Here is a 14736-nt window from a genome sequence, read left to right on the forward strand (position 1 = left end):
GCGGAAGCGCGCGAACTCTTGCCCCATGCGGCGGAACCTCCGGACGGCGTGGCTCGCAATCGTTGCGGCCGGGTGCAACTACGACAGCGGCGGAATGACGGCGGGCGCGACCGACTCGGCGGCGGAGCAGGACAGCGAGACCGGCGCGGACACGGCGGCGGACGAGGCGACGGACCCGGGCGGGACGACCGGCGAGGCGCCGGTGAGCTACTGCCACGGGTTCCAGGCGGCCGCGGCGACGCCGTTCCTGGCGCTGTACGCGGTGGGCGGCGAGAAGCTGGTCGACGGGTCGACGTGGCCGCTCGAGTGCGGCAGCGACGGGGAGTGGATGTTCGGGCTCTACCCGTCGCTCGGCGGCTGGGACCCGATGGCGAGCGAGGTGATGTTCGCGGTCGAGGTCGACGTCGAGGGCTTCGACCTCGATGCCGCCGGGCACTTCTTCAGCGACGAGGTCGACTATCACATCGGCTGCGAGGAGTCGTTCGCCGGGTCGTTCGGGGTCGCGCCGGTGTCGTTGCCGGCGGGGCTGACCGATCCGGCGCAGCTCGACGGCAAGCCGGCGACGTTGCACGTGACCGTGCTCGCGGGCGCCATGGAGCTGCGCGTCGACGCGTCGGTGACGCTGTCGGCGCCGGCCGAAGAGGTGCTGCGCGGCTGCATGGCGTCCGCGTGAGGGGTTGACGGGGCCGGCGCGATCGGTCAAAGCAGCCCGGTGCAGGCGGGCAGGCGAGGGCTCGTGCGCGCGCTCAGCGTGGCGCCGATGATGGAGTGGACCGACCGCCACTTCCGCTGGCTCGTGCGCCAGATCAGCCGGCGCGCGCTGCTCTACACCGAGATGGTGACGACCGGCGCGGCGCTGCACGGCGAGCGCGACATCGTCCTCGGCTTCGACCCGGCGGAGCGGCCGCTGGCGCTCCAGCTCGGCGGCGACGACCCGCAGGCGCTTGCGGAGTGCGCCCGGATCGCCGAGGGCATGGGCTACGACGAGGTCAACCTCAACGTCGGCTGCCCGAGCGACCGCGTCCAGGGCGGGAACTTCGGGGCATGTCTCATGGGACAGCCGAGCCGGGTGGCCGCCTGCGTGGCGGCGATGCGGGCCGCGGTGAACCTGCCGGTGACGGTGAAGCACCGCATCGGCATCGACGGGCGCGAGCGCTACGAGGACATGCTCGAGTTCGTCGACGCGGTGGCGGCGGCGGGCTGCGACCGCTTCACCGTGCACGCGCGGATCGCCGTCCTCGGCGGGCTGTCGCCGAAGGAGAACCGCACGGTGCCGCCGCTGCGCTACCCGGAGGTGTACCGGCTCAAGGCGGAGCGGCCGGGGCTGGTGATCGAGCTGAACGGCGGGGTGCGCACGCTCGACGCGGCGGCGGAGCACCTGCGCGCGGGGGTCGACGCGGTGATGATCGGGCGCGCGGCGTACGAGGACCCGTACTGCTTCGCCGACGTCGACCGCCGGTTCTTCGCCGAGGCCGCGGGCGCGCCGAGCCGGTTCGAGGTGGCGCGCCGCTACGGCGAGCACGCCGAGGCGCACCTGCGGGCCTACCCGCGGCGCAAGGCGTCCGCGGTGCTGCGGCACGTGCTCGGGCTGTTCACCGGCCAGCCGGGGGCGCGCGAGTTCAGGCGGATCCTCAGCGAGGCGCGCGACGACCGGCCGCCGACGGTGCGCATGGACGCGGCGCTCGCGGCGGTCCGGCGGGCCCACGAGCGGGCCGCGGAGCACCGCGCGGCCGCGGAGTCGTGAAGCCGCGGCATGTCCTTCGGGGCATGTGAGGGAGTGCGCGCGGCGGCGCGGAGCGGGGCATGTCCTTCGGGGCAGGTGAGCGGGATGTCCTGCGGGACGTGTGAGTCTGCACTCGTCCTTTGGAGCATGTCGGAAAGGGCATGTCCCATGGGGCGGGCCGGGACGGCCGGGGTTCAGGAGGCGCCGGCCGGCGAGGCCGGCGCCGCGCCGTAGGCGGCGAGGAACACGGCGACGGCGCGCTGGACGGTGGCGACGATCGCGGGCTCGAGCGGGTCGGGGAGGACGCCGAACTGCGAGCGGACCGCGAGGTCGCCCTTGCAGAGCATGAAGAACTGGACGCCGGCGGCGTGGACGTCGGGGAGGTGGACGGCGCCGATGTCGTGCCAGCGGCGCAGGTACTCGGCCATGGCCGAGTGCATCGCCGCGGGGCCGCGCTCGAACAGCAGGGCGCCGAGCTCGGGGAAGCGCGCGACCTCGGCGCTGGTGTTGCGGTAGAGCGCGACGATCGCCGGTGCGAGGAGCAGCGACACCAGGTGCTCACCGACCGCCTGCAGGGCCGGACCGATCTCCCCGTCCGGTTCGCTGCGCAGCAGCTTGCAGCGAAGTGCGTCGCGCAGCGCGTCGGCCTCCTCGGAGAAGCAGGCGACGAACAGGGTCTTCTTGTCGAGGAAGTGGTTGTAGACCGTGGCCTTCGAGACCCCTGCGCGTGCAGCGACCTGGTCGACGCTGGCCCGCTCGAACCCCATCTCGCCGAACACTTCGCGCGCGCCGGCCAGGATCTGGCGCCGCTTCGGCGAGTGCTCCAAACCGCACGGGCGGGCCGCCTTGTCTGGGTGAGTCATCGAACGCGATTAAACTGAACGGTACAGTCTTGACCGTCAAGCACCCGCAGAGCATTGTTTGTGCGGTCGCGGCCGACGCCGCGCAATTCGCTCCATGCTCGCCCGTCGAGTTCTTTTCCTGGTCCTGCTCACGCTCGCGGCCTGTGGTTCGCCAGGGGCGGCAGCCCCCAAGTCGGCCCCCGGGCCGGTCGAGGTGACGGTGATGACGGTCGTGCCGACACCCGTGATCCTGACCCGCGAGCTGCCGGGGCGGGTTTCAGCCCGGCGGGTCGCCGAGGTCCGCGCGCGGGTCAGCGGGATCGTCGAGCAGCGGCTGTTCGTCGAGGGCAGCGACGTGAAGGAGGGCCAGCCGCTGTACCGCATCGAGTCGGCGCCCTACGTGGCGACGCTGCAGTCGGCGCGGGCCAACCTGCAGCGGGCGCAGTCGGGGCTGGCGACCTCGCGGGACATCGCCCAGCGCGACGAGGAGCTGATGAGCAACTCGGGGGCGGTCAGCGTGGAGACGGCCGAGCGCTCGGCGGCGACGCTGCGCTCGGTCGAGGCCGAGATCGCGGCCGGTCGCGCGGCGGTGAAGTCGGCCAAGATCAACCTCGACTACACGACCGTCACGGCGCCGGTGAGCGGGCGGATCGGGCGCTCGCTCGTCACCGAGGGCGCGTACGTGCAGCAGTCGCCGGCGACGCTGATGGCGACGATCCAGCAGATCGACACGGTCTACGTCGACGTGACGCAGTCGACGACCGAGCTGCAGCGGCTGCGCCGCGAGCTCGAGAGCGACAAGCTGCGCCCGCCCGGCGCGACGACGGTCACGCTGCTGCTCGAGGACGGGTCGACCTACGCCGAGAAGGGCTCGCTCGAGTTCACCGACGTCACCGTCGAGACGGGCACCGGCTCGGTGCTGCTGCGCGCGGTGTTCCCCAACCCGCGCGGCGAGCTGCTGCCGGGGATGTTCGTGCGCGCCCGCATCGACCAGGGCCAGGACCCGCAGGCGATCCTGGTGCCGCAGCGCGCGGTCACCCGCGACACGCGCGGGCAGGCGTGGGCGCTGGTGGTCGGCGCCGACAACAAGGTCGAGCGCCGCAAGCTGGTCGCCGACCGCGTGGTCGGCGACGCGTGGCGGGTGACGTCGGGGCTGGTCGCCGGCGAGCAGGTGATCCTCGACGGCGTGCAGAAGGCCCGCCCGGGCGCCGAGGTCACGACCGTGCCCGCGGCGCCGGAGGAGCTGCCGAAGGGCACCGTCGGAAGTGAGACGACGCCGGAGGCGAAGCAGCCGACGGACGCCTCGGCGGGCGACGGCGGGGCCGCGGCGGCCGTTCCGGCGAGCGCGGGAACCGAGACGAATGCGGCCGCCGAGGTGACGGGTTCGCCGGCGCCGAGCAACACCGCGGCCGGGTCGGCCAGGCAGTAGGAGCGCGCGCGTGTCGAGGTTCTTCATCGATCGGCCGATCTTCGCGATGGTCCTGGCGATCATCGTCGTGCTGGTGGGCGGGCTGGCGATCACCACCCTGCCGGTCGCGCAGTACCCGGCGATCGCGCCGCCGACGATCTCGGTCAGCGCGAACTACCCGGGCGGCTCGGCCAAGACGCTCGAGGACACGGTGACCCAGGTCATCGAGCAGCGGATGGTCGGGCTCGACGGGCTGCGCTTCGTGTCGTCGTCGAGCGACGGCACCGGCTCGGCGCAGCTGACCCTGACCTTCGAGCCGGGGACCGACCCCGACATCGCCCAGGTGCAGGTGCAGAACAAGCTGCAGCTGGCGATGCCGCAGCTGCCGCAGGAGGTCCAGCGCCAGGGCGTGCGCGTGGTCAAGTCGGCCAGCAACTTCCTGATGATCGCCGGCTTCGTGTCGATGGACGGCAGCATGACCCGCAACGACATCGCGGACTACGTGGTGTCGGCGCTGCAGGACCCGATCAGCCGCGTGCGCGGGGTCGGCGACGTGCAGGCGTTCGGCTCGCAGTACGCGATGCGCGTGTGGCTGAACCCCGACCGGCTGGTGTCGTACAAGCTGACGCCGCTCGACGTGGTGGCGGCGATCCAGGCCCAGAACGCGCAGGTGTCGGCCGGGCAGTTCGGCGGCCTGCCGCAGGTGAAGGGCCAGCAGCTCAACGCGACGATCACGGCGCAGACGCGGCTGCAGACGGCGGAGGAGTTCGGGGCGATCTACCTGAAGGTCAACCCCGACGGCTCGCAGGTGCGGCTGCGCGACGTGGCCCGCGTCGAGCTCGCGGGCGAGAGCTTCGACGTCGAGAGCTTCTACAACGGCAAGCCGACGGCGGCGATGGGCATCCGCCTGGCCGTGGGCGCCAACGCGCTCGACACGGCCGACGCGATCCGGGCGCGCCTGCAGGAGCTCGAGCAGTTCTTCCCGCCGGGGCTCAAGACCGTCTATCCGGTCGACACCACCCCGTTCGTGAAGATCTCCATCCGCGAGGTGATCAAGACGCTGGCCGAGGCGATCGTGCTGGTGTTCGCGGTGATGTACCTGTTCCTGCAGAGCTTCCGCGCCACGCTGATCCCGACGCTGGCGGTGCCGGTGGTGCTCATGGGCACGTTCGGGGTGCTGGCGGCGTTCGGCTACAGCATCAACACCTTGACGATGTTCGGCATGGTCCTGGCGATCGGCCTGCTGGTCGACGACGCGATCGTGGTGGTCGAGAACGTCGAGCGCATCATGCACGACACCGGGCTCGAGCCGCGCGAGGCGACGCGACGCTCGATGGACCAGATCACGGGGGCGCTGATCGGCATCGCGCTGGTGCTGGCGACGGTGTTCATCCCGATGGCGTTCTTCGCCGGCTCGGTCGGGACGATCTACCGCCAGTTCTCGATCACGATCGTGTCGTCGATGGCGCTGTCGGTGGCGGTGGCGTTGATCCTGACGCCGGCGCTGTGCGCGATGCTGCTGAAGAAGGGCCAGGGGCTGGCGACGCGCGGGTTCTTCGGGCTGTTCAACCGCTCGTACGAGCGCACCGCGGCGCTCTACCACCGCGGGTTGGCGGGGCTGCTGCGCTGGCGCCGGCTGGCGATGCTCGCGTTCCTGCTGCTGACCGCGGGCGTGGGCGTGCTGTTCATGCGTCTGCCGACCGGGTTCTTGCCGGAGGAGGACCAGGGCTCGCTCACCGTGCAGGTGCTGCTGCCGCCGGGCTCGACGATGGAGCGCACGCGGGTGGTGATGGAGCGGGTCACCGACTACTTCCTGCAGCAGGAGGGCGACGCGGTCGAGTCGGTGCTGTCGATCTCCGGGTTCGGCTTCAGCGGCCGCGGGCAGAACTCGGGGCTCGCGTTCGTGCGCCTGCGCGACTGGCACGAGCGCGAGGCGGTCGAGAAGCGGGCCAGCGCGATCACGCAGCGGGCGTCGATGGCCTTCAGCAAGATCAAGGAGGCGACGGTGTTCGCGTTCGTGCCGCCGGCGATCTCCGAGCTCGGCAACGCGTCCGGCTTCCAGCTGCAGCTGGAAGACCGCGCCGGGCTGGGTCACGACGCCTTGATCGCGGCGCGCGACCAATTGTTGCAGCTGGCCGCGACCGAGCCGGCGCTGACCAAGGTCCGCCAGGGCGGGCTCGACGACACGCCGCAGTACAAGATCGACGTCGACCGCGAGAAGGCGGCGGCGCTCGGCGTCGGGCTGGCCGACATCAACGCGACGCTGGCGGCGACCTGGGGCGGGGCGTACGTCAACGACTTCCTCGACCTCGGGCGGACCAAGCGGGTGTACCTGCAGGGCGACGCGCCGTATCGCATGCAGCCGGACGACATCGACCGCTGGTACGTGCGCAACCGGGCCGGCGAGATGGTGCCGTTCTCGGCGTTCGCCAGCGGCAGCTGGACCTTCGGCTCGCCGAAGCTCGACCGCTTCGGCGGCTATCCGACGATCCTCATCCAGGGCGAGGCCGCGCCCGGCCACAGCTCGGGCGAGGCGATGGCGACGATGGAGCGGCTCATGACGCAGATGCCGAACGGCATCGGCCACGAGTGGTCGGGCCTGTCGTACGAGGAGCGGATGTCGGGCGCCGGGGCGCAGATGCTGTACGCGCTGTCGCTGCTGGTCGTGTTCCTCTGCCTCGCCGCGCTCTACGAGAGCTGGTCGATCCCGATCGCCGTGCTGCTCGGCGTGCCGCTCGGGGTCGCCGGCGCGCTCGTGGCGACCAAGCTCGGCGGGCTCGCCAACGACGTCTACTTCCAGGTCGGCCTGCTCACGACGATCGGCCTGTCGGCCAAGAACGCGATCCTCATCGTCGAGTTCGCCAAGGAGCTGCGCGAGCAGGGCAAGAGCGGGGTCGAGGCCGCGCTCGAGGCGGCGCGCGAGCGCCTGCGACCGATCCTCATGACCTCGCTGGCCTTCGGCCTCGGCGTGCTGCCGCTGGCCCTGTCCAGCGGCGCCGGCGCGGGCGCCCAGAACGCCATCGGCATCGCCGTGCTCGGCGGCGTGACGGCCGGGACGCTCCTCGGCATCATCCTGGTGCCGGTGTTCTACGTGGTGGTCGCCCGCCGCGACCCGCCGCCGCGCACGGTCGCGCAGGTGCCCGTGCCCGGCGACCACTGAGCCGGCGGTGAGCCTGTCCGATAGAGCAGGTGCATAGGGCCATGTCCGGATGGACATGGCCTTTCATTCAGATTGAAGCACCGCGGCTACTCGCCGCCGCAGGCCTCGGCGATCTTCTCCTGCTCGGCTTCGCAGCCGGCCCGCATCTGGAACTGCGGGCACGGCAGGTCGACGAGGCACACGTACCACTCCTCCAGCGCCGAGCCGCACGGGGCCCCGCCGTAATAGACGTTGTTGTTGATGTAGGCCTGGCACGAGCCGGCGGCGTACGCGGGCACGGGTTCGCCGGAGCACTCGGCCTCCTTCGCGGCGAACGCCACGCACGCAGGGCCGGCCTCCGGCAGGCACCCGTTCGCCGCGTCCATCTCCGCCGCGCACGCGTCCGGAGCGTCGCAGTCGCTGGCCGCCAGGCAGTGATTCACCGCGTCGTGCAAGGCCAGGCAGGTCGGGCCGTAGGTGGTCTCGACCAGGTCGCGCACCATGGTGCAGTCGGCCAGGAGCTCGGCCTCGGTCCCCGTGGCTCCGGGGTCGCACTTGAGCCGGTAGGCGACGTACGCCTCGCAGGCTTCGAGCGCGCCGCCGGTGGTGGTGTCCGTCCCCTCGCTCGTGCCCGGGCCGGTGGTGCTGTCGCCCATGGTGGCGCCGCCCGTCGAGGTGGTCGGCGGGGCGGTGGAGGTGGCGCCGTCGGTGGCGTCCGAGGCCCCTCCCGTGCCGCCGTCGGTGGTGTCGTGGCTCTCGGACTTGCAGGCGACCGGTAGGGCCCCGAGCGAGAACAAGAAGGCGAGGCTGCGACAGGTCGAAGGTTCCATATCGGCCGACTGTATCGCGCTTCGCGGGCGAGCGGGCCGCTCAATTCATCGGAGCGGCACCATGCGCCGCGCGGCCTCGCGCGCGAGCGGCGAGAATGATGTGAGTGTCTGAATAGACATGTCCTGGAGGACACGAGTGCCGCAGCTCGGAGAGGATGTCGGTGGTCTCGGCGCTGCGCTCGCGGCCTCGCAGGCGCATGTCGCGGGTGAGGAGGCGGGCGGCAGGCCGCCCGACCGGGTCACCGGCCGCGGCGCAGACGGGCGGCGCGGCGCTCCTCGAGCTGGAACATGCCGACGCCGACGAGCACGAGGGCGCCGCCGGTGAGGGTGAGGGCACCCAGCTGTTCGCTGCGGTAGATGCTGCCGAGGACGACGGCGATCGGCGGGGTGATGAGGGCGACGAGGGCCATGAGGGTGGCGCTCAGCCGCTTCAGGAGGCCGTAGTAGATCATGAAGGTGACGATCGAGCCCATCACCGCGAGGTAGGCGACCGAGACCGTGACGGTGGCGTTCCACGGGAACGGCCGCGACCACTCGCCGGCGGCGCCGGCGACGAGCAAGAGGACGATGCTGCCGATCGCCATGCCGGCGCCGCTGAGGAAGACGGTCGGGACGTCCTTGCCGTCGCGCTTGACGACGACCTGCGGGAAGCCCTGCACGAACACGGAGAAGGTGACGATGGCGACGCCGAAGGCGGTGTCGCGGCCGAGCTCGCGCAGGCTGCCGTAGGACAGCAGCGCGAGCCCGGCGAAGCCGACGGCGATGGCGAGCAGCTTGGGCACGGTGAGGCGCTCCTTCAAGATGAAGTGCGCGAGCACGGCGACCCAGAACGGGAAGAAGCCGAAGGTGAGCGAGCCGAGGCCGGAGGGGATCCACAGCGCGGCGACGTAGGTGCAACCGTAGCCGAAGCCGAAGCTGAACAGGCCGACCATGAGCGCGAGGCGCCAGGCGGTGCGGTCGCGGAAGGCGGCCGGCGCCAGCACGCGCGCGGCCGGGAGCAGCAGCGCGGCGGCGATGGCGAACCGCACCGAGGCGCCCAGCAGCGGCGGCATGCCGGCGTCGAGGCCGAGCTTGATCGCCAGCCAGGTCGAGCCCCAGATCAGGCAGAGCAGGATGTACCCGAGTGCGGCCACGTGCGCGGCGAGTATACCGACGCGGCCGCGCGGTCCGAAGCCCGTCGCCTGCGCCGCCGCCGGCGCGAGCGCACGAGGGGGCGGAGACGTGAGGCGGGAATGAGATGTCCTTCAGGACATGTCCCGCGAATGCGAGGCGGCGGTCAGGTGACCGCTCAGGCGCGCACCTTCTTGGCGGTCTTCTTGGCCGGCGCGACGACCGGACCGGCCGCCTCGCCGGCCGCCGCCGGGGCCACCCGGATCTGCCCGCGCACGCGGTAGAAGCCGCCGCTGCCGGAGAGGGTCAGTCCGTCGACGAGATAGCGGGTCCCCGGGGTGCGGATGTCGCGCGGGAACTGCACGTTGAATTCACCGTCGAAGCCCGGCGACAGCGGCCGCACGCGCACCTTGCCGCCCTCCTCGATGCACTCGACGAGCACGCCCGCGGCCCCGGCGGCGGCGACCGGCAGGGCCTGGCCGACGGTGGCGACCTGGACGCCGCGCTCGGCCTTGACGAGCTTGAGGTCGGGGACCTTGCCCTCGCGCGCGCGGGCGATCGCGGCCTCGCTGACGTCGATGCAGGCGAAGGCGCCGTCGCCGGTGACGATGTAGAGCTTGTCGGCGTGGTACTGCATCGACAGCGCCGAGCCGCAGGTGGTGTCGAGCTTCCACAGGCGCGCGCCGGCGCGGTCGAAGCAATAGACGGAGGAGGCGTTGTCGCCGGCGAACACGTACTTGCCGCCGGGCGCGGCGGCGCACGAGAACACGCTGTCGTCGCACTTGTAGCGCCGACCCGGGACGCCGTCCTTGGTGAACACCTCGACGTGGTCGGAGCTGGTGCCGGCGTAGACCTCGCCGTCCTCCTGCCAGCCGAACAGCACGCTGCCCTCGGTCTTCTTGGCCCACAGCTTCTTGCCGCTCCAGTCGTAACCGGTGATGCCGTCGACGTGGCCGTGGTAGATGCCGGCGCCGTCGCAGCGGACCATCCAGCCGCCGCCGCCGGCGCTCTTCTTGGCCCACAGCTTGTCGCAGTCGTGGTCGAGGACCGTGACGTGTCCGTCGTTGCTGCTGACCGCGAGCGAGCCGTCGTGAATGTCGAGCCAGAGGATGTTGACGTCTTCGCTGATCTCGTAGGCCTCGAACGGCTGGGCGCCCGAGAGGTCGTAGACCTTGCCGTCCTGGCAGCCGCAGTAGAGCCACTGCCCGTCGCGCACGAGGCTCATGACGCCCTCGGGGACCTTCATGCGCCGCACGACCTTGCCGTCGTGGTCGAGCGCGGAGATCTGGCCGTCGTCGTCGCCGACCCAGCACAGCTCGTCGTCGACGAACACGCCGAAGGCGCGGTCTCCGCTGTCGTAGCGCCACAGCAGCGGGGCCCGGGTGGTGCCCGCCGCGGCCGCCCGGCTGACCGCCACGGGCCGCTGGGTGACCGCTCGCTTCTTGCGCATGCCCTGGACCGCCGCCGCGTAGCCCTTCTTGAGCTTGCCCTGGATGGCTTTCTGCGCCTCCTTCTGGGCCTCGGCCGGGCTCGCGTAGCTCTTGCTCTGGGTCTGTCCGGCGTCGCCGATCCGCCCGTAGCGGATGTCGACCTGCTTGCCGCTGACGATGACCTCGTAAAACTTGTGCGAGCCGCCGCCCTCCTCGGACAGCTCGAGATACGTCCGCTCGTCGCTCATCTCATGGCTCCTGGAGTCCATGCCGAAGGTACACCCTCGGACGTCGCCGCACGGCCGCGCGCGTGGCCGCGCCCCTCCACGTGGTGACGGTCATCTCCGCACGACCTCCACACCTGGAGCTCGGGGGACCCCACCGTTGGGGGCTCTTGCCCATGGCCGGTGATTCAGTGATGGTGGCGTCGAGGAGGGAATCCCCTTGGTAGCAGAGCGCCTTTACCTGCCGGCCCAGAGCGGGAGCTTCCCCACCCCCCGCGTGGACTTCGACGGAGAGCTGGGGCTGATGCGCCTCGAAGGCGAGAGCCACCCCGAAGACGCGGCCTCGTTCTACGCGCCGCTGATCCTCTGGCTCGACGCGCTCGTCGGCAACCCGCCGGGCTCGGTGGTGTTCGAGCTGCGCCTGACGTTCTTCAGCGCGGCGACCCGCCCGCAGCTGCTGGCGCTGCTCCGCCGCCTCAAGAAGTGGGCGAGCCGCGGCGCCCAGGTCCGCGCGACCTGGTACATCGACCCTGGCGACGAGGACATGATCGATGTGGCAGGTGACCTGGCGATGATGTCGGGGCTGGCGATCCGCGTGGCGAGCACGGCGGTGAATCACTCGGCGATGCTCGGCGCGGCGCTGTGAAAGCCGGGGTCGGGATTCGAGATAGCCCGAGTTCGTTCGCAAGATTGACGCGGGAGGTCCAGGTCGACGGATCGCCGGGCTCCCGCAGGGATTCACGCCACGGGCGCTGTCAGTACCTTTATTGTTGAGGGGTTCTCCGAGCCGGCAGAAATCACCGGACGCGTGGACTTCAAGGACTTCGTGGAGGGCGCAGCTTCGTCCGGCTCCGAGCGCCGGCGCGAGGGCGCCGACTACAGCGAGCAGTCGTCGTCGGGGCCGCACACGCCGCCCTGACAGCGGTCGCCCTCCGCGTTGCAGTCCGCGTCGGACTCGCACTTCTTCGCGCACACGTCCTGACAGGTCTCCTCGCCGTCGCCGTCGGGCTCGATGCAGCAGATCGAGGCCGCCTGCCAGCCCTTGGCGCATTTCAGGCCCGACTCGTCATCGTCGTCGCAGCCGCCGGCGAGGAGCCCCGCGATGAACGCACACCCGCATAGACTAAGACATTTAAAAGCCATGACCTCAAGCTAGCAGGGCCACAGCGCGGCGTCAAAACCGTGGTCGCCGCGTCTCCCGGGCTTCTCTTTCTTTCTAACTTTTTAGAAAAGTGCCCGCCGCTCACGCGTGTTCGGCCGTAAGGCCGCGGCCCTCGCGGATCTTCCGCTCGAGCACGCCGAACACCAGGCCGTCGACGAGGACGCCCATGAGCATGACGACGATCATCCACGCGAGCAGGCCCTCGGCGTCGCTGAGCTCGCGCGAGAACTGCAGGCGCACGCCGATCGAGGGGGCGTGGCCGATGATGACGAGGAGCTCGCCGGCCATGAGGCTGCGCCAGGCGAACGCCCAGCCCTGCTTGAGGCCGGCGACGAAGCCGGGCAGGGCGGCGGGGATGATGATGTGGCGGTAGAGCGAGAGGCCGCGCGCGCCCATGACCTTGCCGGCGCGCACGAGCAGCGGCGGGACCTGGTCGGTGCTGGTCAGCAGGCCGATGGCGATCGACGGCGCCGCGCCGAGGACGACGACGGCGAGGATCGCCGCCTCGCTGAGCTGGAACAGGAGGATCGCCAGCGGGAACCACGCCACGCTCGGCATCGTCTGCAGGCCGGTCAGCAGCGAGCCCGCGGCCGTGCGCAGCACCTTGACGCGCGCGAGCACGAGGCCGAGGCCGACGCCGGCGACCAGGGCGATCGCGTAGCCGAGCAGGGCCCGCTTCATCGTGATCGCCGCGGCCACGCCGATGTCGCCGGCGAGCAGGTCGGCCCACAGCCGGCCGAGCACCGCGCGGGGGCCGGGGAGCACGTACTCCGGCCGCCAGCCGCTGAGCACCACCAGCTCCCACAGCGCGAGCGCGAGCGCGACGGCGGCCAGCTTGGGCCACGCGCTGGCCCACAGCGCCCGGGCGCGAGCGGGCCGCTCGCCGGCCGCGGGCTCGCCCTCGCCGGTGGCGGCGCGCAGGCCGGCGCGCAGCGGGTCCTCGTGGGCTGACCGTTCGGGCATGTCGATCAGGACATGTCCCTCGCGCGCCTGCTCGCCGCCTGGCAGGGCGTGCAGGTGCGGGCGGGCGGCTGCGACGTCGCCGGCGAGCTCACGCTGCGGCATGGCGGGCGGCCTCGAGCAGGCGGTCGGTGATCGTGCGGGCCAGGCGGGCGACCTCGGGCGACTCGATGCGGCGCGGACGGTCGAGGTCGACCTCGTACTCGGCGACGAGGCGACCTGGCCGCGAGGACAGCAGGAGCACGCGGTCGCCGAGGCGCACGGCCTCGCGGACGTTGTGGGTGACGAACACGACGGTGAGGCCGGTCTTCTGCCACAGCGCCTCGAGCTCGCTGTGCAGGTGGTCGCGCATCATGGCGTCGAGGGCGGCGAACGGCTCGTCCATCAGCAGGAGCTCGGCCTGCTGGGCCAGCGCGCGGGCCAGGGCGACGCGCTGCTTCATGCCGCCCGACAGCTCGTGCGGGCGCCGGCGGGCGAACTTCTCGAGGTGCACGAGCCCGAGCAGCTCGGCCACCCGGGCCGCGCGGGCCTTCCGCGACAGGCCTTGCATCTGCAGCGGGAAGGCCACGTTCTCCTCGACGCTCAGCCACGGGAACAGCGCCGACTCCTGGAACATCAACGCCGGGCGCTCGCCGGCGACGACCACCTTGCCGGCGGTCGGCGTGTCGAGCCCCGCCACGAGGTTCAACATGGTCGACTTGCCGCAGCCCGAGGCCCCGACCACGCACACGAACTCGCCCTTCTTCACGGTGAACGACATCGTGTCGAGGGCGACGACCGCGTCGCCCCCGGCGCCGTGGCGCTTGGTCACGCCGTCGAGGCGCAGCGCCACCGGGGCGGGCGAGGGGCTCGACAAGGACAGCGGGGCGTGCGGCAAAACGGCGCTCATCGGGACCTCGGCGTTCGTCAGGCGTACATTATGCTGAACGATTGGTCAATACACGGAAGTCCGGCGAGGTCTGTGAAAACCGCGTAGGATCGGCGTCAGCCGGCTCCTGTGGCCCGTAGAGCCCGCTCGGCGCGGGGATCCCGTTCGCTGCCTTCACCAGGGTAGCCGCGGCCTCCGCTGGAGTCGCGCGGCTCCGCGCCACCCGAATTTTTCCAGTGGCCGCACGGAGCTACCGCGATCAGGGTTTCGAGCATGAAGCCCTACACTCCGACATGGATCGTGCTCATGGACGGCTCTCGCAGCCGGATCCTCGTGCAGGAGGCACCCGGCGCGGCGCTCACCCGGCCGTTCGGCGACGGGTTCACCAGCGGGCGCGAGCTCAGCCATGAGCTCGGTGACGATCGGCCCGGCCGCGCCCGCGCCTCGGCCGGCGCCGTGGCTCGCCACGCGTTCGAGCCGCGCAGCAACCCCCACGACAAGGCGGAGCAGGAGTTCAGCAACCAGATCGCCGCGCTCGTCGACCGCGGGATCGCCGAGCGCCTGGCCCAGCGTGTGATCCTCGTCGCACCGTCGCACGCGATGGGCGACCTGCGCAGGGCGCTGTCTCCCCGCGCCTACGCCCGGGTGCAGGCGGAGATCGTCCACGACTGGATCGACCTCCCCGACGACGACGTGGCGGCGCGCCTCGGCGACGCGCTGCGCTCGCCGATGGCCACCTCCGTGGCAGTGTGACGCGACGAACATCGGGCGCGCCCGCGGCGGAGCCCGAAGGCACATCAGGACATGCTCTCGAGGGTGACCTCGGGGACATGTCCTGATGCGCTTGTGCGCTCGCCGCCGGATCTGCGGGCGCGGCGCCGGTCCGAGTGTTCATGTGTCCTTCAGGACATCATTTTAAATGATCTAGGCTCGCGGGCCGGGCCGCGCTCCTGGCGCGGGCGACGGGCGCAGTCCGGGCAGGGCGAGGCCCCTGGGGGCTCTGCCCAGGGTGTTCGTGCATGTTCTTCGGGACAGGTCAG

13 protein-coding genes are annotated in these 14736 nt (G+C 71.5%); 6 read left to right on the plus strand and 7 right to left on the minus strand.

From position 1 onward, the window contains the following. Nucleotides 1–25: 25 nt before the first annotated feature. Entirely contained in the window at nt 26–673 is a 648-nt protein-coding gene (locus K7C98_RS02225; RefSeq protein ID WP_224189813.1) for a hypothetical protein, read from the plus strand. A gap of 63 nt (nt 674–736) precedes the next feature. After that, entirely contained in the window at nt 737–1744 is a 1008-nt protein-coding gene (gene dusA, locus K7C98_RS02230) for a tRNA dihydrouridine(20/20a) synthase DusA (RefSeq protein ID WP_224189814.1), read from the plus strand. Nucleotides 1745–1917: 173 nt separating this feature from the next. Here the strand turns inward: dusA and K7C98_RS02235 are convergent, their stop codons facing one another. After that, the gene (locus K7C98_RS02235; RefSeq protein ID WP_224189815.1) at nt 1918–2586 is read right to left on the minus strand and encodes a TetR/AcrR family transcriptional regulator; all 669 of its coding nucleotides are present in this window, start codon (nt 2584–2586) and stop codon (nt 1918–1920) included. Between the two features lie 94 nt (nt 2587–2680). Between K7C98_RS02235 and K7C98_RS02240 the strand changes: the two genes are divergently transcribed. Beyond that, a complete protein-coding gene (locus K7C98_RS02240) occupies nt 2681–3994 on the plus strand; it encodes an efflux RND transporter periplasmic adaptor subunit (protein WP_224189816.1) in 1314 nt (437 codons plus the stop codon). A gap of 10 nt (nt 3995–4004) precedes the next feature. After that, nucleotides 4005–7133 carry an efflux RND transporter permease subunit gene (locus K7C98_RS02245; RefSeq protein WP_224189817.1) on the plus strand — a complete coding sequence of 1043 codons (3129 nt, stop codon included), beginning with the start codon at nt 4005–4007 and terminating at the stop codon, nt 7131–7133. An 86-nt stretch (nt 7134–7219) separates the two neighbouring features. Here the strand turns inward: K7C98_RS02245 and K7C98_RS02250 are convergent, their stop codons facing one another. From K7C98_RS02250 to K7C98_RS02260, 3 genes are all read right to left on the minus strand, one after another. Further along, on the minus strand, nt 7220–7942 hold the full coding sequence (locus tag K7C98_RS02250; RefSeq protein WP_224189818.1) for a hypothetical protein: 723 nt from the start codon (nt 7940–7942) through the stop codon (nt 7220–7222). A 239-nt stretch (nt 7943–8181) separates the two neighbouring features. Then, nucleotides 8182–9075, minus strand: coding sequence for a DMT family transporter (locus K7C98_RS02255; RefSeq protein ID WP_224189819.1), 894 nt, complete (start codon nt 9073–9075; stop codon nt 8182–8184). Nucleotides 9076–9230: 155 nt separating this feature from the next. After that, nucleotides 9231–10730, minus strand: coding sequence for a WGR domain-containing protein (locus tag K7C98_RS02260; RefSeq protein WP_224189820.1), 1500 nt, complete (start codon nt 10728–10730; stop codon nt 9231–9233). A 196-nt stretch (nt 10731–10926) separates the two neighbouring features. Between K7C98_RS02260 and K7C98_RS02265 the strand changes: the two genes are divergently transcribed. Next, complete coding sequence (locus tag K7C98_RS02265) at nt 10927–11352, plus strand: SiaC family regulatory phosphoprotein (protein WP_224189821.1); 426 nt, start codon at nt 10927–10929, stop codon at nt 11350–11352. A 230-nt stretch (nt 11353–11582) separates the two neighbouring features. On the opposite strand, the gene K7C98_RS02270 is transcribed toward K7C98_RS02265, so the two are convergent. From K7C98_RS02270 to K7C98_RS02280, 3 genes are all read right to left on the minus strand, one after another. After that, nucleotides 11583–11849, minus strand: a complete 267-nt coding sequence (locus K7C98_RS02270; RefSeq protein ID WP_224189822.1) for a hypothetical protein — start codon at nt 11847–11849, stop codon at nt 11583–11585. Between the two features lie 100 nt (nt 11850–11949). Beyond that, complete coding sequence (locus K7C98_RS02275) at nt 11950–12831, minus strand: ABC transporter permease (protein ID WP_431312825.1); 882 nt, start codon at nt 12829–12831, stop codon at nt 11950–11952. A gap of 88 nt (nt 12832–12919) precedes the next feature. Beyond that, entirely contained in the window at nt 12920–13717 is a 798-nt protein-coding gene (locus K7C98_RS02280; protein WP_224189824.1) for an ABC transporter ATP-binding protein, read from the minus strand. Between the two features lie 252 nt (nt 13718–13969). Between K7C98_RS02280 and K7C98_RS02285 the strand changes: the two genes are divergently transcribed. Next, complete coding sequence (locus tag K7C98_RS02285; RefSeq protein WP_224189825.1) at nt 13970–14449, plus strand: host attachment protein; 480 nt, start codon at nt 13970–13972, stop codon at nt 14447–14449. Nucleotides 14450–14736 lie beyond the last annotated feature (287 nt).

This window comes from Nannocystis pusilla (genome assembly GCF_020073745.1).
Lineage (GTDB): Bacteria > Myxococcota_A > Polyangia > Nannocystales > Nannocystaceae > Nannocystis > Nannocystis radixulma.